At 41.3% G+C, this 25025-nt stretch carries 20 protein-coding genes; 14 read left to right on the top strand and 6 right to left on the bottom strand.

All coding sequences use genetic code 11. The features are described from left to right. Positions 1-159 precede the first annotated feature (159 nt). Together ACWXWT_RS12695 and gltB are read right to left on the bottom strand one after the other, a co-directional pair. Positions 160-1566 (bottom strand): FAD-dependent oxidoreductase, encoded by a 1407-nt coding sequence (locus ACWXWT_RS12695; protein ID WP_456041944.1) that lies wholly within the window; start codon positions 1564-1566, stop codon positions 160-162. 2 nt (positions 1567-1568) lie between these two features. After that, positions 1569-6017 carry a glutamate synthase large subunit gene (gltB, locus tag ACWXWT_RS12690; RefSeq protein ID WP_456041943.1) on the bottom strand — a complete coding sequence of 1483 codons (4449 nt, stop codon included), beginning with the start codon at positions 6015-6017 and terminating at the stop codon, positions 1569-1571. Positions 6018-6540: 523 nt separating this feature from the next. Here gltB and ACWXWT_RS12685 point away from each other — a divergent pair. The 3 genes from ACWXWT_RS12685 (at position 6541) to oxyR (ending at position 9242) form a co-directional block, all read left to right on the top strand. Next, on the top strand, positions 6541-7509 hold the full coding sequence (locus tag ACWXWT_RS12685; RefSeq protein ID WP_456041942.1) for a TIGR01212 family radical SAM protein: 969 nt from the start codon (positions 6541-6543) through the stop codon (positions 7507-7509). A 280-nt stretch (positions 7510-7789) separates the two neighbouring features. Then, the gene (locus tag ACWXWT_RS12680) at positions 7790-8155 is read left to right on the top strand and encodes an Hpt domain-containing protein (protein WP_456041941.1); all 366 of its coding nucleotides are present in this window, start codon (positions 7790-7792) and stop codon (positions 8153-8155) included. A gap of 178 nt (positions 8156-8333) precedes the next feature. Continuing rightward, entirely contained in the window at positions 8334-9242 is a 909-nt protein-coding gene (gene oxyR, locus ACWXWT_RS12675; RefSeq protein ID WP_456041940.1) for a hydrogen peroxide-inducible genes transcriptional activator OxyR, read from the top strand. Between the two features lie 2 nt (positions 9243-9244). On the opposite strand, the gene ACWXWT_RS12670 is transcribed toward oxyR, so the two are convergent. After that, complete coding sequence (locus ACWXWT_RS12670; RefSeq protein WP_456041939.1) at positions 9245-10264, bottom strand: adenylate/guanylate cyclase domain-containing protein; 1020 nt, start codon at positions 10262-10264, stop codon at positions 9245-9247. 292 nt (positions 10265-10556) lie between these two features. Continuing rightward, positions 10557-11225, bottom strand: coding sequence for a DNA mismatch repair endonuclease MutH (mutH, locus tag ACWXWT_RS12665; RefSeq protein WP_456041938.1), 669 nt, complete (start codon positions 11223-11225; stop codon positions 10557-10559). A 763-nt stretch (positions 11226-11988) separates the two neighbouring features. Here mutH and rppH point away from each other — a divergent pair. The 3 genes from rppH to ACWXWT_RS12650 all read left to right on the top strand — a co-directional run bounded on the left by rppH (position 11989) and on the right by ACWXWT_RS12650 (position 15654). Beyond that, on the top strand, positions 11989-12507 hold the full coding sequence (gene rppH, locus ACWXWT_RS12660) for an RNA pyrophosphohydrolase (RefSeq protein ID WP_456041946.1): 519 nt from the start codon (positions 11989-11991) through the stop codon (positions 12505-12507). A 24-nt stretch (positions 12508-12531) separates the two neighbouring features. Beyond that, positions 12532-14772, top strand: coding sequence for a phosphoenolpyruvate--protein phosphotransferase (gene ptsP, locus ACWXWT_RS12655; RefSeq protein WP_456041937.1), 2241 nt, complete (start codon positions 12532-12534; stop codon positions 14770-14772). Positions 14773-14853: 81 nt separating this feature from the next. Next, on the top strand, positions 14854-15654 hold the full coding sequence (locus tag ACWXWT_RS12650; RefSeq protein WP_456041936.1) for a sulfite exporter TauE/SafE family protein: 801 nt from the start codon (positions 14854-14856) through the stop codon (positions 15652-15654). 76 nt (positions 15655-15730) lie between these two features. On the opposite strand, the gene ACWXWT_RS12645 is transcribed toward ACWXWT_RS12650, so the two are convergent. After that, on the bottom strand, positions 15731-16582 hold the full coding sequence (locus ACWXWT_RS12645; RefSeq protein ID WP_456041935.1) for a thymidylate synthase: 852 nt from the start codon (positions 16580-16582) through the stop codon (positions 15731-15733). A gap of 204 nt (positions 16583-16786) precedes the next feature. Here ACWXWT_RS12645 and nhaA point away from each other — a divergent pair, with 204 nt between their 5' ends. The 5 genes from nhaA to ACWXWT_RS12620 all read left to right on the top strand — a co-directional run bounded on the left by nhaA (position 16787) and on the right by ACWXWT_RS12620 (position 20571). Next, complete coding sequence (nhaA, locus tag ACWXWT_RS12640; protein WP_456041934.1) at positions 16787-17971, top strand: Na+/H+ antiporter NhaA; 1185 nt, start codon at positions 16787-16789, stop codon at positions 17969-17971. Next, the gene (locus ACWXWT_RS12635) at positions 17958-18347 is read left to right on the top strand and encodes a hypothetical protein (RefSeq protein WP_456041933.1); all 390 of its coding nucleotides are present in this window, start codon (positions 17958-17960) and stop codon (positions 18345-18347) included. Before nhaA ends, ACWXWT_RS12635 begins: the two co-directional genes overlap by 14 nt. Before the next feature lie 311 nt (positions 18348-18658). Then, positions 18659-19576: a transcriptional activator NhaR gene (gene nhaR / locus ACWXWT_RS12630; RefSeq protein ID WP_456041932.1), complete on the top strand. Its 918-nt coding sequence runs from the start codon at positions 18659-18661 to the stop codon at positions 19574-19576. Between the two features lie 295 nt (positions 19577-19871). Further along, entirely contained in the window at positions 19872-20120 is a 249-nt protein-coding gene (locus tag ACWXWT_RS12625; protein WP_456041931.1) for an FAD assembly factor SdhE, read from the top strand. A 37-nt stretch (positions 20121-20157) separates the two neighbouring features. Next, positions 20158-20571: a protein YgfX gene (locus ACWXWT_RS12620; protein WP_456041945.1), complete on the top strand. Its 414-nt coding sequence runs from the start codon at positions 20158-20160 to the stop codon at positions 20569-20571. Positions 20572-20581: 10 nt separating this feature from the next. Here the strand turns inward: ACWXWT_RS12620 and nadB are convergent, their stop codons facing one another. Next, entirely contained in the window at positions 20582-22198 is a 1617-nt protein-coding gene (nadB, locus tag ACWXWT_RS12615; protein ID WP_456041930.1) for an L-aspartate oxidase, read from the bottom strand. Positions 22199-22432: 234 nt separating this feature from the next. On the opposite strand from nadB, the gene rpoE reads away from it, so the two are divergent. From rpoE to ACWXWT_RS12600, 3 genes are read left to right on the top strand one after another with little or no spacing between them, the layout of a single operon-like run. Continuing rightward, positions 22433-23011 (top strand): RNA polymerase sigma factor RpoE, encoded by a 579-nt coding sequence (rpoE, locus tag ACWXWT_RS12610; protein WP_456041929.1) that lies wholly within the window; start codon positions 22433-22435, stop codon positions 23009-23011. Between the two features lie 26 nt (positions 23012-23037). Further along, a complete protein-coding gene (locus ACWXWT_RS12605; RefSeq protein WP_456041928.1) occupies positions 23038-23649 on the top strand; it encodes a sigma-E factor negative regulatory protein in 612 nt (203 codons plus the stop codon). Positions 23650-23689: 40 nt separating this feature from the next. Further along, complete coding sequence (locus tag ACWXWT_RS12600) at positions 23690-24622, top strand: MucB/RseB C-terminal domain-containing protein (RefSeq protein WP_456041927.1); 933 nt, start codon at positions 23690-23692, stop codon at positions 24620-24622. Positions 24623-25025 lie beyond the last annotated feature (403 nt).

Genomic DNA, 25025 nt, shown 5'->3' with positions numbered 1-25025 from the left:
AGATGCTGGAGGTAGAGTAACGCAGGAGCTTGTTACCGAGGATCACTATTCGCTTCAATCATCTGCCTTGCCTACAGCACTTTGAACTCCCGCTGAAAGATCACATATTTAATAGGATTGGTATAATTAGCCTGTAATTCATTACAGGCTAATTAGCCGTTAATCTAAATAGTTTAAAATCCCCAGTGCGGCATCGCGACCTTCTGCAATAGCTGTAACCACTAAATCAGATCCACGAACCATATCGCCACCAGCAAACACTTTTGGATTAGTGGTTTGGAATGGATTGTCATCGGTTTTCTTGGCCTTAACTAATCCCCATTCGTTGGTTTCGATGCCAAAGTCGCTAAACCAAGCGGCCGGACTAGCCTGAAAGCCAAAGGCGATGATAAGCGCATCGGTTTCAAGTACTTGTTCACTGCCTGGTATCACTTCAGCACGTTGACGGCCACTGGCATCGGCTTCACCCATTTGGGTTTCAACGCATTCGATTCCAACCACTTGGCCATTTTCAGATTTAATGGCCACAGGTTGGCGGTTAAATAAGAAATTGACCCCTTCTTCGCGGGCATTTTGTACTTCACGACGAGAGCCTGGCATATTCGCTTCGTCACGACGATAAGCGCAGGTGACGCTTTTAGCACCCTGACGTACTGCGGTGCGCACACAATCCATTGCGGTGTCACCACCACCAAGTACGACCACATTTTTACCTTCAAGGTTTAAGTATGGTGTCGCATCATCTTTGGAACCCATAATGTGGTGGGTATTACCAATAAGGTACGGTAGCGCTTGAATCACGCCTTGAGCATCTTCATTGGGTAGTTTTGCTTTCATGGCCGTGTAGGTACCCATACCAAGAAATACCGAATCGTATTCATCTAACAGGCTTTGAAAACTCACATCTATGCCGACTGTGACACCCATTTTGAACTTTATACCCATGCCTTCTAGCACGGAGCGGCGGGTAGCCATAACATCTTTATCAAGCTTGAATGACGGAATACCATAAGTCAGTAACCCGCCAATTTGAGGATATTTATCATACACCACAGCCTGAACGCCATTACGCGCCAGTATATCAGCACAGCCAAGCCCTGCAGGGCCAGCGCCAATAATGGCAACACGTTCCTTACGCGGCGTGACTTGAGTCATGTCAGGTCGCCATCCTTGGGCAATCGCTGTATCGGTAATGTATTTTTCAACATTACCAATGGTTACAGCACCAAAGTCATCGTTTAAGGTACAAGCGCCTTCGCATAGACGGTCTTGTGGACATACTCGGCCACAAATTTCTGGAAGTGTATTGGTTTCGTGTACTAAATCCGCCGCTTCCATAATGCGTCCTTGTTCGGCTAGTTTCAGCCAATTAGGGATATAGTTATGCAATGGGCATTTCCACTCACAATATGGATTACCACAGTCAAGGCAGCGGTCGGCTTGTTCCTTTACTTCTGGTTGCGTAAACGGCTGATAAATTTCAATAAATTGTGTAGCACGTTTTTTTGCTTCATGTTTAATGGGGTCGGCTCGACCCACTTCTATAAATTGAAAGTCATTGCTCATGATTATCCTGCCTTTACCACTAGTTCCGGACTCTTCTGCTCAATCTTAAGCAGGTCAGCAACGGCTATATTCTTCGGTTTAACTAATACGAAACAATCCAACCAGTTTCCAAAATCACTTAAAATCATATGAGCGTGCTCACTGCCTGTTTCTGCATAGTGAGATTCGATCAGACCCTTTAAATGTTGCTGGTGGATAGTTGATTCTAATTTTTGTGTATCGACCATTTCGGTGTTAACTCGGCGATTGAAACGACCAAATTGGTCAAATACATAGGCAAAACCACCTGTCATACCCGCACCGAAGTTAACCCCTGTTTTTCCGAGGATAACAACAATCCCACCTGTCATATATTCGCAGCCGTTATCTCCAGTTCCTTCAACTACAGCTATTGCACCTGAATTACGAACCGCGAAACGCTCGCCAGCTTGACCTGCAGCAAATAATTTACCGCCCGTGGCACCATACAAACAGGTATTACCCATAATTGCACTTCGTTCACTTTGGAATGGGCTGCCAATAGGTGGGTGAATAACGATTTTCCCACCAGACATGCCTTTACCAACATAATCATTGGCATCGCCACACAGTTTAAGCTCAAGGCCGGGGCTATTCCATACGCCAAAGCTTTGACCTGCGCTACCGTTAAACCCGAGGGTTAATGGTTGCTTTGCTCCTGCCACGCCAACGGTCGTAGCGATGAATCCAGACAGTGCTGCACCTACTGAGCGATCGGTATTATTGATTTGATATTGATAAGAAAACGGTTCGCCTGTTTCAACTGCATTTCGGCAGTCACCTAATAAGGTTTGATTGAGCTGGCCAACATCAGAAGGCGGATTAGTTTCTTTCCACGTCAGTGATGAATTTGGCTGCACTTTAGGTTGATACAAAATTGGCGTTAAATCTAAACCGCATTGTTTGTCGGTTTTACCTTCAAGCGCATATAACCAGTCACTTCTTCCTACTAACTCTTCAAAACGAGTGACCCCTAATGCAGCCATCCACTCACGTACTTCTTGAGCCACAAATTCAAAGTAGGTCATGACGCGTTCTGGTAAGCCGTGATAATGGTTTTCACGTAAGTTTTTATCTTGGGTTGCTACACCGGTCGCACAGTTATTAAGATGACAAATACGTAAGTATTTACACCCAAGTGCAATCATTGGCACGGTACCAAAGCCAAAGCTTTCTGCACCCAATAACGCCGCTTTAATCACGTCGGTGCCGGTTTTTAATCCGCCATCCACTTGCAAACGAATTTTATGACGTAAACCATTTGCGACTAGCGACTGATGCACTTCCGCTAAACCAAGTTCCCAAGGAGAACCTGCGTATTTTACTGAGGTGATTGGACTTGCGCCTGTGCCACCGTCGTAACCTGAGATTGTAATCATGTCGGCATAAGCTTTTGCCACACCAGTTGCAATGGTGCCAACACCCGGTTCAGACACTAGTTTGACCGATACCAAGGCTTTTGGATTAATTTGTTTTAAATCGAAAATCAGCTGAGCTAAATCTTCAATTGAGTAAATGTCGTGGTGTGGTGGTGGTGAAATCAAGGTCACACCCGGACGAGCATGGCGAAGCCCTGCAATTTCAACACTGACTTTATGCCCAGGTAACTGCCCACCTTCTCCAGGTTTAGCACCTTGAGCGACTTTAATTTGCAGTACATCAGCGTTAACTAAGTAATGCGCGGTAACCCCAAATCGACCCGATGCAATTTGTTTAATGGCTGAATTACGTTCGCTATTGAAACGACGCGCATCTTCGCCACCTTCACCAGAATTTGAGCGTCCACCAAGACGATTCATCGCAACGGCTAACGCTTCATGCGCCTCAGGGCTTAATGCACCGATACTCATGGCTGCGCTATCAAAGCGAGGGTAGAGCATTTCTGCGCCTTCTACAGTGTCTTGTTCAACCGCTTCAAGTTGTCCTTTGATGCCAATTAAGTCACGCAAGGTTGCTACTGGACGGTCGTCTACTAGGTGAGTAAACTTTTTATATTCGGCGTAGTTTTTGTCTTTTAATGATACTTGTAAGGTGTTGACTACATCTGGATTAAAGCAGTGGTATTCACCGCCTTCCACATACTTAAGTAAACCACCTTGAGGCAAAGGTAAATGAGCGCGGTAGGCTGCTGTATGAAGGGTTTTCTGATCATCAGCAATATGAGTAAAACTGACACCTTCAATACGACTAATCACGCCTTTAAAGCATAATTCAATAACATCACTAGCTAAACCAACGGCTTCAAACTGTTGGCTACAACGATAAGATCCAACAGTACTGATACCCATTTTCGACATAATTTTACGCAAACCCTTTTCAATGCCATAACGGAAGTTCAGCATTAACGGGGTTACATCGTCTACTAGCTGTTGTTTTGCCATCGCAGAAATAGATTCATAGGCAAGGTAAGGGTAAATAGCTGTCGCACCAAAGCCGAGTAATACCGCAAAGTGATGTGGGTCGCGCGCAGAAGCCGTTTCAACAATTATGTTGGTGTCGCAGCGTAAGCTCTTATCGACAAGCCGTGTTTGCACAGAGCCTACAGCCATGGCAGCAGGAATCACTTGTGCATTCTTAGCTACGGCACGGTCTGATAACACTAACAATGTTGTACCACTTCGGGCTAAGCGTTCTGCCTCATCGGTAATTCGACGGATAGCTTGCTCTAAGTTTTCATGATCGTCGTAATTGAGGTCAACCGTGTTTGCACGATAATTCGTGCTGTCTAAACCCAGTAATTGGTTAAAGTCACTGAATAGCAAAATAGGCGAGTTAAACATGACCCGATAAGCGTTACCTGTGGTTTCGCTAAATAGATTCTGTTCACGACCGACACAAGTGGCTAATGACATAACGTGTTTTTCACGTAACGGATCAATTGGTGGGTTAGTGACTTGAGCAAATTTCTGGCGAAAATAATCGTACAATGAACGCGATTTTTTCGACAATACCGCCATAGGCGTGTCATCACCCATTGAACCAATGGCTTCTTCACCTTTGCTAGCAAGCACCCAAATCACTTGTTCTAGTTCTTCACGGGTAAAACCAAACTGTTTTTGATACTGAAGTAGTGTTTTGCTATCAAAACCACTTGAGCCTTGTTTGGTAGGAGCCATATCCTCCGCGGGGATCAAGGTCTGACTGTTTTTTGACATCCATTCTTTATAAGGATGGCGACGTTTTAAGTCGTTATCAATTTCAAAAGAATGATACAAGCGACCGTTTAAAGTATCTAATACTAATAATTCACCTGGGCCAACCCGGCCTTTTTCAATCACTTCATCGGCAGCATAATCCCAAATACCGACTTCAGACGCTAAGGTGAGGATACGATCCTTGGTTATAACGTAGCGAGAAGGGCGTAGGCCGTTACGATCAACAGCACAGGCAGCATGGCGACCATTAGTCATTACAATGCCAGCTGGGCCGTCCCACGGCTCCATGTGCATAGAGTTAAAATCATAAAAAGCTTTTAGCTCGTCATCCATTTCTGGGTTTGATTGCCAAGCTGGTGGAATCAACAAGCGCATGGCGCGATATAAATCCATTCCGCCAGACAACAGCATTTCGAGCATATTATCTAAAGAAGAGGAGTCTGAACCGGTTTCGTTAACAAAAGGTGCCGCTTGTTGTAAATCTGGCAACAAGGGCGAATTGAACTTATAAGCACGGGCTCTAGCCCACTGGCGATTACCTGTAATGGTATTGATTTCACCATTATGAGCGAGATAACGAAACGGTTGAGCTAATGGCCATTTAGGCGATGTATTGGTTGAAAAGCGTTGGTGGAATAAACAAATTGCACTTTTTAAGCGAATATCAGCAAGGTCTGTATAAAATGATGGCAGGTCGGCTGGCATCATTAAACCTTTATAGACAATAACTTGGCCAGATAAGCTAGCAACATAAAAGTCTTTGTCATCGGTTATTTGCTGCTCAAGACGTCGACGCGCCATGTATAAGCGACGTTCAAGATCTTTTTCACGCCATCCCACAGGCGCGTTAATCAACACTTGGTATATTTGTGGCAAACTTCCCCGACCAATCTCCCCTAATACATCTGGATTAATTGGCACTTTTCGCCAACCAGCAACACTGAGTGTTTCTCGTTGTAATTCTTTTTCTAAAATAAACTTAGCTTCATCAGCGCGTTGTGTATCTTGGCTGAGAAATAACATGCCTACCGCAAACTTTCGGCTTAAATGCCAATCATTCTCTGCAGCAATAGCTTCAAAAAAACCTGTAGGCATTTGCATTAATAGACCACAGCCATCACCTGTGCGTCCGTCAGCTGCAATACCACCACGATGTTTCATTCGATCGAGACCATGAATCGCGGTACGCACAATACGGTGACTCGCGTCGCCATCCATTTGTGCAATTAAACCAAATCCGCAATTGTCACGCTCAAAACTGGGATGATACAAGCTCATACAAAAAACCCCCTAAACCTCTACTAGATACGACTCGGGGTAAATTTGAAGAATATCCATAGATATGCACCCGAACCATTCAAATTAAACCGAGAATGAATAAAGGTCAAACCAAAAAAATGCAACAAACCTAAATGTGACGAGTGGAAAAACGTAATACCTTACAAAGTTTACGTTAACGTAAACTGTAAATTTTGAGCTATAACACTATGAATAAAAAGAATTTTAGAAAAAATTCAAACAACTGATTACTTTTTTATAACAATGAGTCATCATTGATTTTTAAATAAAAATAGTGAATTTTATTTCGCATACAGTCTGTGGGTAAAAAATTATTCTAAATGACTAAGTATTCATTTTATTTGATGCGTAAATAGCGAAAATTGTTTTAAACATTTTTTGAGTTAGTGCACAAGTTGACTGCCTACAGGTGTTGATAGACTCTTTTATTGATTTAGCACCAAGACAAGCGTTTGTCAGTTGCCTAAACTGTCGAACTTTGTAGTGATGATGAGAGTAAATTGTGGGTTTAGATGACTACGTTAATACGTTTGGTGTGTATTGCAAACGTTTGTATGGCCAACGGATTAAAAAATTAACAATAGATGCTCAATTTACTTGCCCAAATCGCGATGGAACCTTAGGGATAGGCGGTTGTACTTTTTGTAATGTGGAATCTTTTAGTCACCCTCAAGGTAATGAACTGCCTATTTCAGTGCAATTATCTGAGGGAAAAACTCGCGCCCAAGCCGCTAAAAAGTGCTCCTCTATATTGGCCGATTCTGCCACACCAGCTGCAAAATATATTGCTTATTTTCAAGCCTACACCAGCACTTACGATGAATATAAAGTCCTTAAGCAAAAATATGACCAAGCCATTGAAGATGCTGATATTGTTGGGCTTCACATTGGTACTCGGCCTGATTGTGTACCCGATGAGGTCTTGGATTTACTTATAGAATATCAGCAGCAAGGTATTGATGTGTGGCTCGAACTAGGGTTACAAACGGCTAATAACAATACGTTAAAACGAATTAATCGCGGTCACCAACTCGCCGAATACCGGCAAACGGTTGTAAAGGCCCGCGCGCGAGGAATTAAAGTATGTACCCATTTGATTTTAGGGCTACCAGGGGAAACATCAGCCGATTACTTTAACAGTTTACAAACCGTATTAGGCATTGGCGTTGATGGATTAAAGCTCCATCCGCTCCATATTGTCGACGGTAGCACAATGGCTAAACAATGGCGCTATAATCCTATGCCACTGATGAACCTCGAGGAATATGCTTCTGAAGCGGCAAAATTAATTCGCCATACTCCAAAAGATATTATTTTTCATCGCGTGACTGCTTATGCTAAAAAACCATTATTACTCGCGCCCGATTGGTGTGCTTTTCGTTGGGATGGCTTGGTTGCTATTGTTAATGAGTTACGCGACTTTGGTGGTCAAGGTAGTGCGTTATCATATGATCAAAGTATGACTGCCTAGTACAGTGCGATAGGCTCATTATTCATGATTTAATTGATAAATTTACAAAGAAAATCGATAAAGAGTGACACTGATGAATATGATTGCCAGTAATTGGACAAAATATTACCAATGTGAGGGTTTTTTAAACGTTGGTAATACCCGTTGAGCAGCTATGTTAAACAAGTGTGACTTTTTGGCATTAAATAGCGCTTAAATATTGGCAACTCTTGCATAGGGTATTTTACTCGGTATTATGTTTGTAATTTTATAGAGTTAGATCTTTGATAGAGGCGCCATTATGGTCACAACGCAGTTAGACTCAATATTGGATCTCAATACGCTTGAGCAGTATATCAGTGCTATTGGTGCTGGAACATTATTAAAAAGCGTAGTGTTATTCGAGCAGCTAATGCCTGAGTATGTCAGTAGCTTAATAAAAGCTGGAGATGCGAATGAAAAAGATACTTTATGCGCAGAAGCCCATAAGTTTAAAGGCGCTGCAGGGTCGGTTGGCCTAAAACGCATTCAGCATTATTCGCAGTTATTACAACACGGTGAAGATGATAAGTGGGAAGTAGAGCATAAAATATGGCTGATGGAAATCGTCGAACATGCAGCAGAAGACTTACAACAGTTGAAAGTGTATTTAGAAGCCAAAGTGTAATCGGAAACATCACTATCTAGTGTTGTACTGATTAACAATCTCTTAAACTTAACATCGCGTGATTAAAATGCCTCTATAAAAAGGGGCATTTTTTATGTGTGGATGCGCATTAACAGCTTGTTATTTTGAATTATTTAATTCACTATTTGAATTAACATAGATAATGGTAATCGTTTATATGAAAAACCTTCCAAGCCTTAAAAACCTTTATTATTTGGTTAACTTACATCAAGAGCAAAATTTCAATCGTGCAGCCAAGATGTGTTTTGTGAGTCAATCGACATTATCGAGTGGCATTCAAAACCTTGAAGAGCAACTGGGGTATCAGCTTATTGAACGAGACCATAAATCATTCATGTTTACGGCTATTGGTGAAGAAGTTGTTGAACGAGCTCGTAATATTTTGACTAACGTTGATGATTTAGTTGAGTTAGTAAAAAACCAAGGTGAACCAATGACCGGCGAAATTCGCTTAGGTTGTATTCCGACTATAGCGCCATTTTTGTTAAGTCGTGTGGTTAAATTATGTCAGCAAGATTACCCTAAACTCAGCCTACTATTGAAGGAAGATACGACTGAACGACTGTTGAATGCATTGGCTAAAGGTGAGTTAGATTTATTAATATTGGCTCTACCTGTCGATACCAGCGGTTTTCACAGCATGAAAGTGGGTATTGATCCGTTTAAAATGGTGATGCATAAAGAATTGTCGGCTGAGATTGTTCAACCAATTGATTATCAAAAAATGCCCGATGAAAGTATTTTTTTATTGCAAGCTGAGCACTGTATTACTGGGCACGCTATTACCGCTTGTCAGCTTGGCGATAGCGCTAAGGTTAATCCGTTTGCCGCTACTAGCTTGCACACCTTGGTGCAAATGGTAAACAGCAAGTTGGGCACCACTTTTTTACCGCAAATGGCGATCGATACAGGCATATTGCACGATACCGATTTGATTGCTATTGACCCTCCTGGTGAAGCACCTTACCGAGAGATTGGTTTGGTGTGGCGCCAAACGACTAGCCGTATTTCGACTTTTAGAACGTTAGGTACAGCGATCCAGAAAAAGTTATTAGCTCAAGCGTGAGATTAATGAGAAAGTTTAACAGGGGCAACACCGTACACTTCCAGAGGGTGTTGCTTACCTTTAAGTATTATAGGGCCTAGATCAGTTAGATTGTATTGACTATTTTGCTGCTCTAATCGATGCACAACATCGCCTGATAACAACATTCTTTGGCCGAGGGGATTACATTGATCTTGCAGTCTTGCTAGCGTATTAAGGACATCACTAAAGAAACTTATTTCTTGTTTATGAACACCGACTACCGCCGCGACCACTTGACCACAATGTGCTGCCGCCTTAAATTTAGGCACAAATCCGTATTGTTGTTCAAAGTAATGTCTTTGCCATTGCAATTGCTGACAAAATTCGAAATAAATATTCATGCAACGGTCTTGTTTTATTCCTTGCTCTAAAGGCCAGTGGATCAATACCGCATCACCCATATAGCGATAAATTTCAGCTTCATTATCTGTGACTGTGTCAGCAAGCATACTAAAACTGTCTTGGATCAAACGACTGAAACGATAATCGCCTAAGGTTTCCGCGTGAGCGGTAGATGACACCATATCAATAAATAAGAACAACTGTTGTTCGTATCGTGGCTTGTGATATTTACCTAGGCCAATGTTAAGTAATACTTTAGGTCCAACTAAAAGCGACATTTGTTCAATAAATGCCAAGCTCACTCTAACAACAACAAGATATACCACTAATGCTTGGAAGGAAGGACTATAAATTATCTGCACGGTGAGCATTTGCCGTAATGTCACCATGTGATTTTCAATGGCCCACATGTTTAGAAATTGGGTGACATAGGCCAAGGTTGTCGCACCGAGCAATAAAAATAAACCTTTAAACATGACAGAAAACAGATAGGGTAAACGACTGATGGCACTAAAATCAGCAATCAGATTTGACATCCAATGCAATCCACCAAACACAAAGCCCATAAATATGGCCAGTGTGGCTAAGTCAGCATTTCCGATCGCCCATTCAGGTAGTTGCGATGATTGTGAGTAGCGAAAAAAAACGAAAGATGCCATTGCTACACACCAGGCAAAAATAGCGAACAATAATTTTTGAGTTTGACGGCGTGCTTTCACGGAGAATGTGGTTGCCCGAATGCTTATTATTTAAGGTGGGTAGTGTATAGAAGAACGACTCACTTGTGATAGTTTATTTGTGATTTAGATCAATATATGTGAAGAAATATGTGCTCTAGCGCAAGTTTTTTAATATTATTAATAAAACCAAGGTATGTGGCTATTGCAGTTTAAGGTGAATTTTGTACCAATTTTAAACAAAAAATCCATAAAACACGATTGTGATGGCTGTTTATGAAAATGCATTGGTTAAAATTTGCTGAGTAAAATCAATTTTAAGGTAAAAACCTCTAGGATTTGATAGTTGAATGCTCCCATCTGCTGCAATACTGTCGGTAAGCGCTTGACTGTTAGCCGCCTTTGGGCGTAATTGCAATACTTCACCTTGGCGCGCGGTAATTTTGTCCACTTGGCCGAGAGCAATAAGCTCCATTATTTCTTCCCAATCTTGTTGCAATTGTTTCGCTTGTGTTGGATTAGGTTGCCATAGTATTGGTGTGCCTATACGACGTTCTCCTAGCGGTATCGTTCGCTCTCCCTCTACAGGGACCCATAATACTTGTTGTAATTTATGGTAAACCAAACTGTTTTCCCAGGTCATGCCTTGTATATTAACGAGTGGCGCTACCGTGACATAGGTTGTTTCAAGTGGCTTTCCTTTGCGATCGATTGGGATCGTTTTTAGTTCAACGCCCAAATGCAGGAAGTCTTGTTCTGGCCTTGAACCAGCAAGCGCTCCTAGTTCAGATTCAATCAATTGGCCAACCCAACCTTTATCACGACGCAAATCTTTGGGTACAAGGATATGGTTATCTGCGGCGATGTCGGCTAACCGAATGCCCGCCATGTTGTGCGCTCTGTACATTAATTCATCGAGGTTTAAGGGGGAGGATTTTGCCATGAATGGGTATTTGCCTTTAAAAAATGTATAAGCCGATGAAAAGATATCTTTCAGGTTATGCTAGCAAGTTATATCCAATGAAAACAAGTTATGATGATTACAACTAAGGTGGTTAAAAATTAACCCTGAATGATGTAGTCAAAGTTATTTGTTTGAATTGATCTCTAATGCATTGTTTTAAATTAAATTTTATATCCATATTTGTTTTTAGTGTAAACTTGTCCCGAGTTACACTCGTTTTTCCCTAGTATTGCGCACATAGTTATCCACAGATTTAATGAATAACTGTTAAAAAAGCTGTCTTTAACCGATTAAAAACAGCAAGTCAACGCAATAAAATGGCTTTTTAAGCGGTTTAATTTAAAAAATGTCTTGTTATTTGTGTATAACTTCAGTTGCTAAAGCAGTAGTTGGTAATCTTAATTCGCAGAGTATGTTTTTTGACCATAATAGGTGGTCGCTGACTTTTCTTATTCCTAAATTTAGTTAAGCTACTGTTTTGTATTATTTATATTGTTGTTGTTTAGTTTTGTTGTTAACGGTGAAATGGCTGTATTTTGTGTTGTTATCAAGCTTTACCAAAGTTTCGAACAGAGATATCCACAGATTTTGTGGATAATCCACAAGGCAAAGTAATTCAGTTGTTGATAATTTTGATTATTTAACATTGTTATTCAATTATCCACAGTAAATAGAGGTTTGCCGATAGGCATGCTTTGTGAAACAATCAGACGATATAACATTTGTTAATTTTGGAGTCCATGTGATTGATAGCGACGGCTTTCGCGCAAATGTGGGCATCATTATCTGTAATAAATTTGGGCAAGTTATGTGGGCCAGACGTTTTGGTCAACATTCATGGCAGTTTCCACAAGGTGGGCTTGATGATGGCGAATCAGCTGAAGAAGCCATGTACCGAGAGCTTTATGAAGAAGTGGGGCTTCGACCAGAGCATGTTCAAATTTTAACGTCCACTCGTTCATGGTTACGTTATCGTTTGCCTAAGCGTTTGGTTCGCCAAGAAAGCAAACCTGTTTGCATTGGCCAAAAACAGAAATGGTTTTTACTACAATTAAAAGGTCACGACAATACTATTAATCTCAATTCGTCTGGGCATCCTGAGTTTGATGATTGGCGTTGGGTGAGTTATTGGTATCCTGTTCGGCAGGTGGTGTCTTTTAAGCGCGATGTATATAGAAAAGTGATGAAAGAGTTTGCATCGACGACATTAGCGCTGCAAACGCGCGAGTTTAATAAGAAACGAAGCAAACAACGGAGTTAACTGATTTCAAAGAGGATTGAAACAGTGTTAAATATGCTCAGGGATATCACTCAAGCTGTTGCCAGAGCAAACAGCCTTGAGAGTGCATTAAATATATTAGTGACACAAACTCGGTTAGCGATGGCCACTCACTGCTGTTCTATTTATATCCTTGAACAGCAACATTTAGTGTTGTCTGCCACCGATGGGCTTGAAAAGTCTGCTGTTGGCCGCGTGAGTATGCCGTTATCTCAAGGTTTAGTTGGCTTGGTTGCCGAGCGTGAAGAACCTGTTAATCTTGCCGATGCTCGTATACATCCCCGATTCAAATTATTCCCCGAAGCGGCAGAAGAAGAGTACCGTGCTTTTCTGGCTGTACCGATCATTTTTCAGAAGCAGGTTGTTGGCGTCATTGTGGTGCAGCAACCTCAAGCCCGACAGTTCAGCGAAAGTGAAGAAGCATTTTTAATGACCTTAGCCGCTCAGCTCGCGGTTGTTGTACGCAGTTTGAAGCACAAAGCCACGGTAACTAATGTACAACAACAAGTTGTTTTTAGTGGTATCAATGCATCAAGCGGTATTGCAATTGCGCATGGTTTGGTTTTAGGCGGTGTCATTTCTCTTGAGCAGCCTGAAATGACTTGTGCTGATATTGATGTTGAAATTCAACGTTTAAAACTGGCTGTCCATCGTTGTAAAGATATGCTCTCATCAATATCGCAACGTTTTGAGCGCGAAAAATCTGCTGATGTCGCGTCTATCTTTATTGCATTTCAATTATTACTGGATGACTCTAGCCTTGGTGGTGAGTATAGCCGTGAAGTGGCTTTAGGTTGGAAGGCCGAGTCAGCGGTAAGCCGAGTTTCACTTCGGTATATCGAACAGTTTTTGGCGATGGAAGACCCTTATCTTAAGGAGCGCGCCAGTGATATTCGCGAACTGGGGCAAAAATTACTTCGACAACTGATTGAGCCTGGTCGTTTAGAGTTAGAACCTGAAAAACCGGTTATTTTGGTCGCTAAAGAAGTAGATGCGACGTTATTGGCTGAGTTTCCTCGACAGAAACTCGCGGGTATTGTCACTGAACTTGGCGGCGTTAACGCCCACGCGGCTATTTTGGCTCGGGCACTGGGTGTACCAGCCATTGTTGGTGTTGATGATGTATTGTCAATCGACATCGATCAAAAACTGTTAGTGCTGAACGCGAATCGTGGTCAGTTATTGGTATCGCCATCGCCAGCAGTAATTGAAGAGTACCAATTACTGATTGATGCCGATGTTGAAAAACAAAAGCAATTTTCTGCTGAATTAAGCCTGCCTTCTGTGACGACTGATGGTCAGCGGATCCATTTGTATTTAAATGCAGGTTTATTGAGTGGTATCGCATCTGAAATTGCTGAATGTGCTGATGGTATTGGTCTGTATCGAACTGAAATTCCCTTTATGTTGCATCAACGCTTTCCTAGTGAGAGTGAGCAAATAAGCGTGTATCGCCAAGTGTTGAGTGCTGCTGGTAATAGACCCGTTGTAATGCGCACCTTGGATGTGGGCGGTGATAAACCGTTACCGTATTTTCCGATAAAAGAAGATAATCCATTTCTAGGTTGGCGTGGTATTCGGTTATCTCTGGATCATCCCGAGTTATTTTTAGTGCAACTGCGGGCGATGCTGCAAGCTGCTGGTAATGGTAATCAGTTGCAAATATTACTTCCTATGGTCAGTAATCTTGATGAAATAGACCAAACGTTAAAATATCTTGAGCAAGCATTTACCGAACTAAACCAAGAGCTTAATACTATTTTAGTGAGGCCAAAGGTTGGCGTTATGCTTGAAGTGCCTGCATTATTATACCAGTTACAAGATGTGGCCAAACGGGTCGATTTTGTGTCTGTGGGTAGTAATGATTTAACTCAATATTTACTGGCAGTCGATCGCAATAATCCGAGTGTAAGTTCATTGTTTGACAGTTATCATCCAGGGATTCTTCGTGCACTTAAACGAGCCGTTGATGACTGCAAACAATATGATTTGGATGTAAGTGTTTGTGGTGAGTTGGCAGGCGAACCTTATGGTGCATTACTGCTTGTTGCAATGGGATATAACAAGCTCAGTATGAATCAAGGCAGCTTAGCTAAGATTAATTTTTTATTAAGACGAGTATCAAAGCAAGAGCTAATGGCGTTATTGGACACTATTTTACAACAGTCAAATGGCAACCAAGTCCGTAGTGTGTTAGCCCGTTTCTTGCAAACCCATAATTTATTAGATTTAGTTAATGTAGATTAGCAATGGAATCGCTGGTGATCGTGATGGGCTGCTGTCACTTCAATTTATCACTTAGTCAGTATTATATGTAAGGATATTATCGTGGATAGTTTGCTGCAGGTATTTGTGATTTGTCTTGTTTTAGGTTCCGTGGTGGGCTTTTTAGCCGGGCTGCTGGGGATTGGTGGTGGGCTCGTTATTGTGCCCGCATTATTGTATATCTTACCCTCTGTTGGGGTTGACTCATCACAGATCATACAGGTTGCTATTGCAACATCGCTGGCGTCAATTATTTTGACTTCCATGTCATCTGCAACCGCTCATCATAAGCGTGGTAATGTACCTTGGGAGCTATTCAAACCTATTTTTCCTGGTATTGTCATTGGCTCTTTAGCATCGGCATTTGTGTCTGAACAAATTGCCTCGGATGATTTACAACAGACATTTGCTGTTTTTGTGGTGTTAATGGCAGTGCAAATGGCATTTCCATTTAAAGTTAAAACTGGTGGCAATATACCCAGTTTTATTGTGTTGCTAATTGTATCGACTATTATTGCGTTAATTGCTGGTTTAATGGGAATTGGCGGTGGCGTATTGTTAGTGCCATTCTTAAGTTATTGTGGGTTACAAATGCGTCAAGCTGTGGGGTTATCTTCGGTGACAGGTATGCTTATCGCCATCTCTGGAACCGTTGGTTATATTATTGCTGGTTACGATGTGCCTAATTTACCCGAGGGTTCAGTTGGGTTTATTTACTTGCCAGCTTTGATGGGTATTATTATTAGCTCAATGCTGTGTGCCCCGTTTGGTGTAAAAGCTGCAAGTACTTGGCCTACACCGGTATTGAAAAAAATATTTGCATGCTTACTTGTCGTAGTCGGACTTAAATTATTATTGAGCTAACGTGATCATCTGTTATAAAAATGCCTTTGTTCCATGCGTTGGACAAAGGCATTTTTGTTAAATAATTTAACTAGTCCTATACTGCAAAAGGGTATTTAATTGCGTCGTGATGCTCGTAACCTTCAACTCTGAAATCATCCAAAGTTACCCATGTTTCGATATCTTTTAAGCTTTTAATTTCTGGATTAATGATTAATTTCGGCGAGTCGAATGGTTCTCGGGATAATTGAATATCGCGCATCGGAGCAAGTTGGTCTTCATAAATATGTGCATTAACGATTTTATGGTATGCCTTACCTGGTTTATGGCCAGTAATTTGTGCCATTAATGCAAGTAGTACATATACCTGTACCATATTGAAATTTAACCCTAAAGGAACATCACAGCTGCGTTGGGTGCTGTTAAGGTATAAAGTATCACCTAATAGTGAAAAATGGTGCTCGTACATACAAGGGCGCAAACAGCCAAGCTCAAACGCCCCTGGATGATAAAAGGTTAAAATCTCGCCTCGATTATCTATTCCACTACTGAGGTCATCAACAATTTGTTTAAGCAAATCTACATGACCACCGGTGGGTTTTGGAAATGCGCGTCCAAGAGCCCCGTATATTAGGCCCATATCATCATGACCTTTTCGATTTGGGTTATTAAGCCAAGCTTGGTTTTCGTTGGCATTAGCATCCCAAGTTTTTGTGCCTAAAGCCCTAAAGTCGGCTGCATTTTGATAGCCACGTAAATAACCTAGCACTTCTGCTATTGCTGATTTCCAAAAGCTTTTTCGGGTGGTCACTAAAGGAAATTGATTGTTGCCAACGTCATAGACTAAATCGGCATTAATGACAGTCAGGCATTTTTTGTTTGTTCGTGCATTATTTACCCATTCGCCTTCATCGACAATACGTTTACACAATTCTAAATACTGTTTCATTTAACTCAATTCCTTTTTTCTTTTGATAATTATACCTAATCAAGCTCTGCAAATCCTTAGGCCAGTTAACTTTAATTTGATGGGTTTTATGATTAATTGGGTTTTGATAGCTCGGAAATACCGAGTTATATAGCAGAAAGAATCGATTATCATTGTTTGAACTATTCAGATAGACTCCCTTTATTGATTATTTAGGAGTGTTATATGGAACGTGCAATTAAAAACTTTTTAAGCCAAGAGTCGGCTGGTGGCATTCTGCTAATGGTCGCGGTGGCCTTAGCAATGCTATTAGCTAACTCACCTTTAGCGGGGCTTTATCAAGGTTTTTTAGGGACCGAAGTGCAATTACGTGTCGGAGCCTTAGATATTGATAAGCCGCTATTGCTTTGGATTAATGATGGTTTAATGGCGCTTTTCTTTTTACTTATCGGTCTTGAGGTTAAGCGTGAGCTTTTAGAAGGTGCATTATCAAGTGTAGCGAAAGCGTCATTGCCAAGTTTTGCCGCAATTGGCGGTATGGTATTTCCTGCTTTATTTTATCTTGTATTTAACTATACCAACCCAGAAACTCAAGTTGGTTGGGCGATTCCAGCAGCGACAGATATTGCGTTTGCTTTAGGTATTATGGCGCTATTGGGTAATCGAGTGCCTGTGGCATTGAAAGTGTTTTTATTAGCGTTGGCAATTATTGATGATTTAGGTGTCATTGTTATTATTGCTTTGTTTTACAGTACCGATTTGTCAATGACGAGCTTAATTATTGCAGCGGTCTCTATCGTACTCATGGTTGGGCTTAATCGTAAAGGTGTAAGTTCAATATTACCCTATGCAGTAATTGGTTTCGTGCTGTGGGTGGCAGTATTGAAATCGGGTGTACATGCTACGTTAGCAGGGGTGATTATCGCATTTTGCATACCATTACGAGCAAAAGATGGCACTTCACCATCGGAGCATTTAGAGCATAAGTTACACCCATGGAGCACCTTTATGATTTTACCTGTGTTTGCGTTTGCTAATGCTGGTTTACCATTAACCAATATGTCTTTGGATTCATTTGCTGAGCCGATCACGTTAGGCATCATTATGGGGCTGTTATTAGGAAAGCCGATAGGCGTGCTGTTGTTTAGTTATCTCGCAGTGAAATGTAAACTGGCTGAATTGCCTCCGGGCATTGGCTGGAGGCACATCGTCCCTGTTGCGGTGATGTGTGGTATCGGATTTACCATGTCTGTGTTTATTGCTTCGTTAGCATTTGAGCATTCGCCAGTGGCATTTGGTGATTACGCAAGATTAGGGATTTTAACTGGCTCATTATTTGCCGCAGTAATTGGTTATTTTTGGTTAGCCAAGGTACTGCCTAAATCAGGAGGACATCATGAAACTGACTAAACTAATATTAGGGCTGTTAATGGCTGGTATTACTTTACCTGCCGCTGCCGACTCGTTTAATGTTTGCCTAAAATCATCAGAGTCGTCAACTTGCCAAAGTTATTTAGAAGGTGTAGTCGATGGTGCATTAATGTACCGAGACAACCTTGCTAAGAAAAGAATTAATCCGAATGATTATGAATCTAGGGCATTAAAATATCGCGCAGGTAAGCGTTATCAAACGGCGAATGTGAACTATTGTTCTAGCCATATAGCGGTAAAATCTGAAATGGTGTCAGCATTAACGGAGCAAGTATCATTAAACAATGTAAATAATAGCAATGAACTAGAATTAGTGATTACGAGTTTAATGGACTGTAGTCGCAGTATTAAATAACCCAAGTTTGGCAAAAGTGGTTAGCAAAGCGTTTTGATCTTGCACTGTGTGGTATTAACTTGTCGCAGGTTTTAGTTAAATAAATGCTCAGCTTAACAGGCCCTAGGTGTTGTCATTTTGGGACTTATCTGGCCCATAACCCAGATATAAATTATTATTACTGTATGAGAACGCAGCAATTTAGCTGCGTTTTTTATGCGTTAAGCATCGACTGAGGGATGTGATAATTAGTGTTATCTATTAATGTACAAGGGAACTAACGGTTTATTTGCTATAGTAGGTTGAGTGATTTTTTTAGGTTAGTGATTGATATGCAGCATTTAAATTATAACCATTTATATTATTTTTGGATGGTACAGAAAAAAGGCTCGGTCACCAAAGCGGCCGAAGCTTTATGTTTGGCGCCGCAAACCATTACAGGCCAAATTCGCGCGTTAGAAGAACGTTTGCAAGGGACGTTGTTTAGGCGTGTTGGCCGTAATTTAGAAGCAACGGACTTAGGGGAATTGGTATTTCGTTATGCGGATAAGATGTTTAGCTTAAGTTATGAGATGCTCGATTTACTCAATTATCAAAAAGATAAATCATTGCTGTTCGAAGTTGGTATTGCTGATGCTCTATCTAAAGCCTTGGTCAGTAGAGTATTGTTGACAGTTATTCCTAGTGACGGGTCGGTGCATTTGGCTTGTTATGAGTCTACTCACGATAGTTTGATTGAGCGTTTACGTGAGCATAAGTTAGATATGATTTTATCTGATTGTGCCGGCGGTTCATTGAGATTCCCTGAGATTTTATCAAAAAAACTTGGTGAATGTGGCGTCAGCTTTTTTGCTGCAGAAGCTTCAACACTGCCATTCCCTGCTTGCTTAGAGGAACGTAAATTACTTATCCCAGGTAAACGGACCTCGCTTGGTCAACAGTTGCATCGTTGGTTTGCAGAGAAAAATCTCGATGTGAGTATTTTAGGTGAGTTCGATGATGCTGAGATGATGAAAGCTTTTGGTTATTTTAATCGAGGCATTTTTGTCGCACCGTCTATTTATCGTCATGATATACTGTCTCATGGAATGATATTGCTTGGCGAAACCACCGATATTAAAGAAGAGTACCATGTGATGTTTGCTGAACGAATGATCCAACATCCAGCAGTAAAATCATTATTAGCGACTGATTTTGGTGATTTATTTGCTGGACGAAATCAGCAAGTACAAGATTGGAAAACCGTATAGTTAATACCCAAATCGGATTCATTATCGGGTTTTGCAACGGGAATTAATATTATTCTTAATTAAGGTGAAGATCTGATGGCATGGTCTTTTTACGTCAGAACGGTTCAACACAGAGTAAAATGATTTACCCCATCCAAGGGAGTGTTTCAAGCATTACACTACTGCGTTGCATTAACTAAACGGGACAACTATTACGATATTAATGCACTTTAATTGAACATTTTAGGCGCTCTGAGCGACAAAAATAACAAATGTGATTGGTATAGTGTGTAATATAGACATCAGGAGATTTGTGTTGGAATTAATGAATATAGCTCGTGTACGTTGGGCGTGCCGTCGCGGAATGTTAGAATTAGACGTGTTGTTTCAACCCTTTGTCGAAGCCCAATATGAAGCAATGACAGATAATGATAAAAGCACGTTTATTCGTTTATTAGAGTGTGAAGACCCAGAGTTATTTTCTTGGTTTATGGGGCATGAGCAATGCCAAGATCCCTTGTTAGCTGACATGATAGTTAAAGTGCGTGGAAGAGCAGCCCCTTAGCCCTTCAGTTGATTCGTTACTGAATACTAGCACTCAAATGCAACAGTTTGCGTTGAGTGCTTCATTTTTACAACGTGCAGCTTTGTGCGTATCTTTGGCAATAATATTAAGCAGTTTTCTTGCTTGGCCTGACTACCCCTCCTTGATATTTCACATTATTCAAATCTTGTTATTCATTATCACTATTGTAATCTTTGCGCATTTTTGGCGTAAAATATCCCGTTGGCGATGTGTGTTTACTTTGGGGGATAAAGGAGCTGGATCATTATTATTAGGTGTAAATACACTCCCTCATAAAGTTACCTTGACCAAGAAAGCGTTTGTAAGCCCATTACTGTGCGTAATTTATTTACAGCAACAAACGGGCGAGCAGCGATTACTATTGGTGTGGAGTGATATGTTAGACGACACAGCGTATCGTAATCTGTGCCGTCTTTTATTAAACCATTAAAGGTTTAGGATTAATTGCTGGGTTGTAAAATAGTCGGTTTAGGATTGTCAATGAGTTCTGGATAATCAATATTATAATGAAGACCTCGACTTTCTTTTCTTTCCATTGCACAGCGAATAATAAGCTCTGCAACTTGCACTAAATTACGCAGCTCCAATAAGTTATTACTAACGCGGAAATTTGAATAATATTCTTCAATTTCTTGTTGCAGCATTAAGCATCGTCTTAACGCGCGCTCCAATCGTTTATCTGTGCGCACTATACCAACATAATCCCACATAAATAGCCGTAATTCGTGCCAATTATGAGCAATAACAACTTCTTCATCAGAGTTGGTCACTTTACTTTCGTCCCATGCGGGTATTGGGCTGGGCATAGGTATTTTGTGCAATTGGCTTTCGATATCATGTGATGCTGCACGCGCAAAGACTAAGCATTCTAATAATGAATTGCTGGCTAATCTGTTTGCCCCATGTAACCCTGTGTAAGCCACCTCACCAATGGCATACAAACCATTAATATCGGTTTGACCATGCAAGTCGGTCATCACGCCGCCGCAGGTGTAATGTGCCGCGGGCACTGCAGGGATAGGATTTTTAGTAATATCAATGCCAAATTCTAAACAACGATGATAAATGGTTGGAAAGTGTTTAATAATGAATTCAGCGGGTTTATGGCTGATGTCTAAATAGACACAGTCTGCGCCTAAGCGTTTCATTTCATAATCAATTGCGCGGGCAACAATATCCCTAGGAGCCAGTTCAGCTCGCTCATCGAAATCGGGCATAAAGCGACTTCCGTCTGGGCGACGTAAATAAGCACCTTCACCGCGAAGGGCTTCTGATAATAAGAAGTTTCGTGCATTCGGATGAAATAAACACGTGGGATGAAATTGATTAAACTCCATATTGGCAACGCGGCAACCTGCACGCCACGCCATTGCAATTCCATCTCCACTGGCAATATCGGGGTTAGAGGTATATTGATAAACTTTGGAGCTTCCGCCTGTTGCTAATGCAACAAATTTTGCTCTAATGGTTTCAACATGCTCTTCATTTCGATTCCACACATATGCACCAAGAACCCTGTTACCCGAACGATGTAGTTTTCGAGTCGTAATTAAGTCAATGGCGTTGTATCGTTCTAATACTTGTATATTGGGATGAGATAGAGCGCGTTCTTGTAATGTGGTTTGAACGGCTTTGCCTGTTGCATCGGCGGAATGTAAAATGCGCCTGTGGCTATGACCGCCTTCACGAGTAAGGTGATAAGGAGCCTTGCTGTTATCATCTCCAGCGAATGTTTCTTCTTTATCAAACGAGACGCCACAATTAATTAACCATTGCATGGCGCTTTTGGCATTTTTTGCGGTGTATGTCACAACAGATTCATCGCATAATCCAGCGCCAGCGATTAAGGTATCGTTAACATGTGACTCTATGGTATCGCCTTCATCAAAAACGGAGGCTATTCCACCTTGAGCATATAAAGTTGAGCCCTCAGATAATGGGCCTTTAGAAAGAAGAATTACTTTTGATTTTTCAGCAAGATGTAGTGCTAAAGTTAGTCCTGCAGCGCCGCTGCCGATGACCAAAATGTCAGATTGGTGTTCAACTGCTTGTTTCATCAGGTATCATGGTGTGGCTTAGTGGTTCAATCATAGTAAATCAAATTACTTAGGTAGGGTACTTTTACAGTAAGTTTTATTGTGATTTTGCTTAGATATTTAATGTGTAGGCAAAATTAATTAATTTTTTTTAATTCAATATCGAACTTTTTTCATATCAGTAGGTCTACTTATATGAACAGGATTCGAGCGACTGAGAAATCAGTATTACAGATTTAGGAGTAGTCGGCTCGGATGAGTGGACAATATAGTGATCAACAATTAGTTGAACGAGTACAGCAAGGCGATAAAAATGCATTTAACCTGTTAGTGCTGAAGTATCAAAATAAAGTGATGAGTTTGATTTCTCGATATGTTCGCAACCAAGCGGATGTTGCAGATGTGACCCAAGAAGCCTTTATTAAAGCATATAGAGCGTTAGCAAATTTTCGTGGTGAAAGTGCATTTTATACTTGGTTGTACCGTATTGCGGTAAACACCGCAAAAAACCATCTGACATCGCAAGGGCGAAGAGCACCTGCAAATGATGTCGATATAGAAGATGCAGAATATTATGAAGGCAGTGATGCGTTAAAAGAGTTTGCGTCACCAGAGCGATTATTAATGAAAGATCAAATGAGTAAAGTGATCTTCGATACGCTCGACACTCTGCCTGAAGAGTTAAAAATGGCCATATCACTCCGAGAGTTAGACGGAATGAGTTATGAAGATATTGCCAATATAATGGATTGCCCTGTAGGCACAGTAAGATCGCGTATCTTTCGTGCTCGAGAAGCAATCGACAAACAGCTCCAGCCTCTACTGGAAAAGTAACAGCCTTAACCTTAGAAAGGTGAATAATGCTTAAATCAAGTCAAGAATGGGTATCTGCAGCAGTTGATGGTGAAACCGATGATAAAACATTGGCACAACTTTCTGCTGACGTTGATTCGCATGAAGAATGGCAACGCTATCATATGATAGGCGATGCAATGCGCGGCGAAATGCCAGCAACCATTGACTTAGACCTTTTTGCCAGCATCTCTGCAGCAATTGAACTTGAACCAACAATTATTGCGCCTCAAGTAAAACCATCAGTTGAACCTGCTGTAACACAACAGCCTGCGGCTTCGAGTTCAAATGTGGTGCCATTCTTTAAACAGTTTGGTCAATATGCCATTGCAGCAACAGTTGCTATGGTTGCGATTGTGGGAGTGCAAAATTATAACCAGACTAATGATGCCGAGTCACCATTACCTGTGCTAATGACGCGTCCTTTAGTTGGAAGTGTATCTCCAGTAAGTTACCAAACCGGTGCGGTACAGAATCAACAAAGTTATTCTAATGAACAAGTTATGGAGCAACGCCGTCGCATAAATGCTTATATTCAAGATCATATGTTACAGCAACGCTTAAATCCAGGAGTTGCGGTTGATGATAATAGCGTGCAAGATGCTGTGGTAAATCCATAATCAATCGGCAAAACCTTGCCTTACCATTTTAGGAGTTAGCTTGCGCCTTATCCTGCTAGCACTGTTAGTGTTAACCTTTCCAACACACGCTGAAGTCGATTTATCTGCAAAAGCTTGGCTTAATAATATGAGCCAAGCGATGCGTGATAAACAGTTTAAAACCTCTATTATTCAGCTTCAAGCCGATCATATTCGTCCACTTGTTTACATTCATGGCATTGTTGACAACCAAGAAGTCGCTTTACTTGAATATCTTAATGGCCCCCCAAAAAATGCCGTGCGAGTGGGTAATACGGTTACGTTTATAGAACATGACCAACCGCCTTATAGTGTTGTAGCCCCTCGTATTCAGGGAGTATGGCCTGCAGCGTTAGCTGGAGATTTGAGCCAGCTCGAAAAAGGCTATCAATTTGTTATAGGTGGCCGTGGGCGTATTGCTGGACGTCCAGGGCAGATGATCCGTTTATTGGCTAATGACGACAATCGTTATGATGCTCAAGTATGGATCGATATGGACACTTATTTGCCATTACGTTTTGATACGCTTAATAAAGAAAAGCAACTGCTTGAACAAACCATGGTTATTGAATTAATTGAGTTGGCTGAACCCGCGAATATTTTAATTGAAGCGGCTAAGCAAGAATGGCCAGCTGTGATGAATCAAGCAGAACGTACAGATGGAAAAAATTGGCAGTTTACTTGGTTGCCAGAAGGGTTTGATGTTGTAGTTCGCGATCATCATCGGTTAATTGGCATTCATGAACCCGTTGAATATGTGGCGTTAACCGATGGCTTGGCAAATATTTCGATTTATGTTGCCCGAGCGGGTGAGAACCCAATGCCGAATGAGTTACTGACGCGCAATGGATTATCTATGGTGGTCGTTAAAGTCGGCACGCTTGAAGTTGTGGCGATTGGTAAAGTCCCCTCTGAAACACTTGAACGCATGGCCAACAGTTTAGTGTTGAAGTAATATTGATCGTTAAAGCACCATTGTGATTTTGGTGCTTTAACGTGTATTTCAACGGTTACCTTTCTAAGGTTTTTCTCTTTTGTTTTCCTGCCATATGCAATCACAGATAGATATAATACCAATCTCATTAAATATCTGGTCAGTTCAGAGTCTCTCAGGTTTTTCAATTCAAGGCAGATTGATGTAGAAATGGTTGTTGCCTTTTAAATCGATGTAACACAGAAGTGGAATACCTGAGAGACGCCATTCTGGCGGGTTTCAAAGTCCTTTATGCTCCGTTAGATGCTTTCAAAATACGACTGCATGGTCTATTTTTTTCCATAAAAAATAAGACATTCCCACCATCCATGGCGGTCAGATGCTGGAGGTAGAGTAACGCAGGAGCTTGTTACCGAGGATCACT

This window comes from Shewanella sp. A22, from assembly GCF_053850585.1.
This window is presented reverse-complemented; position numbering and strand designations above follow the sequence as displayed.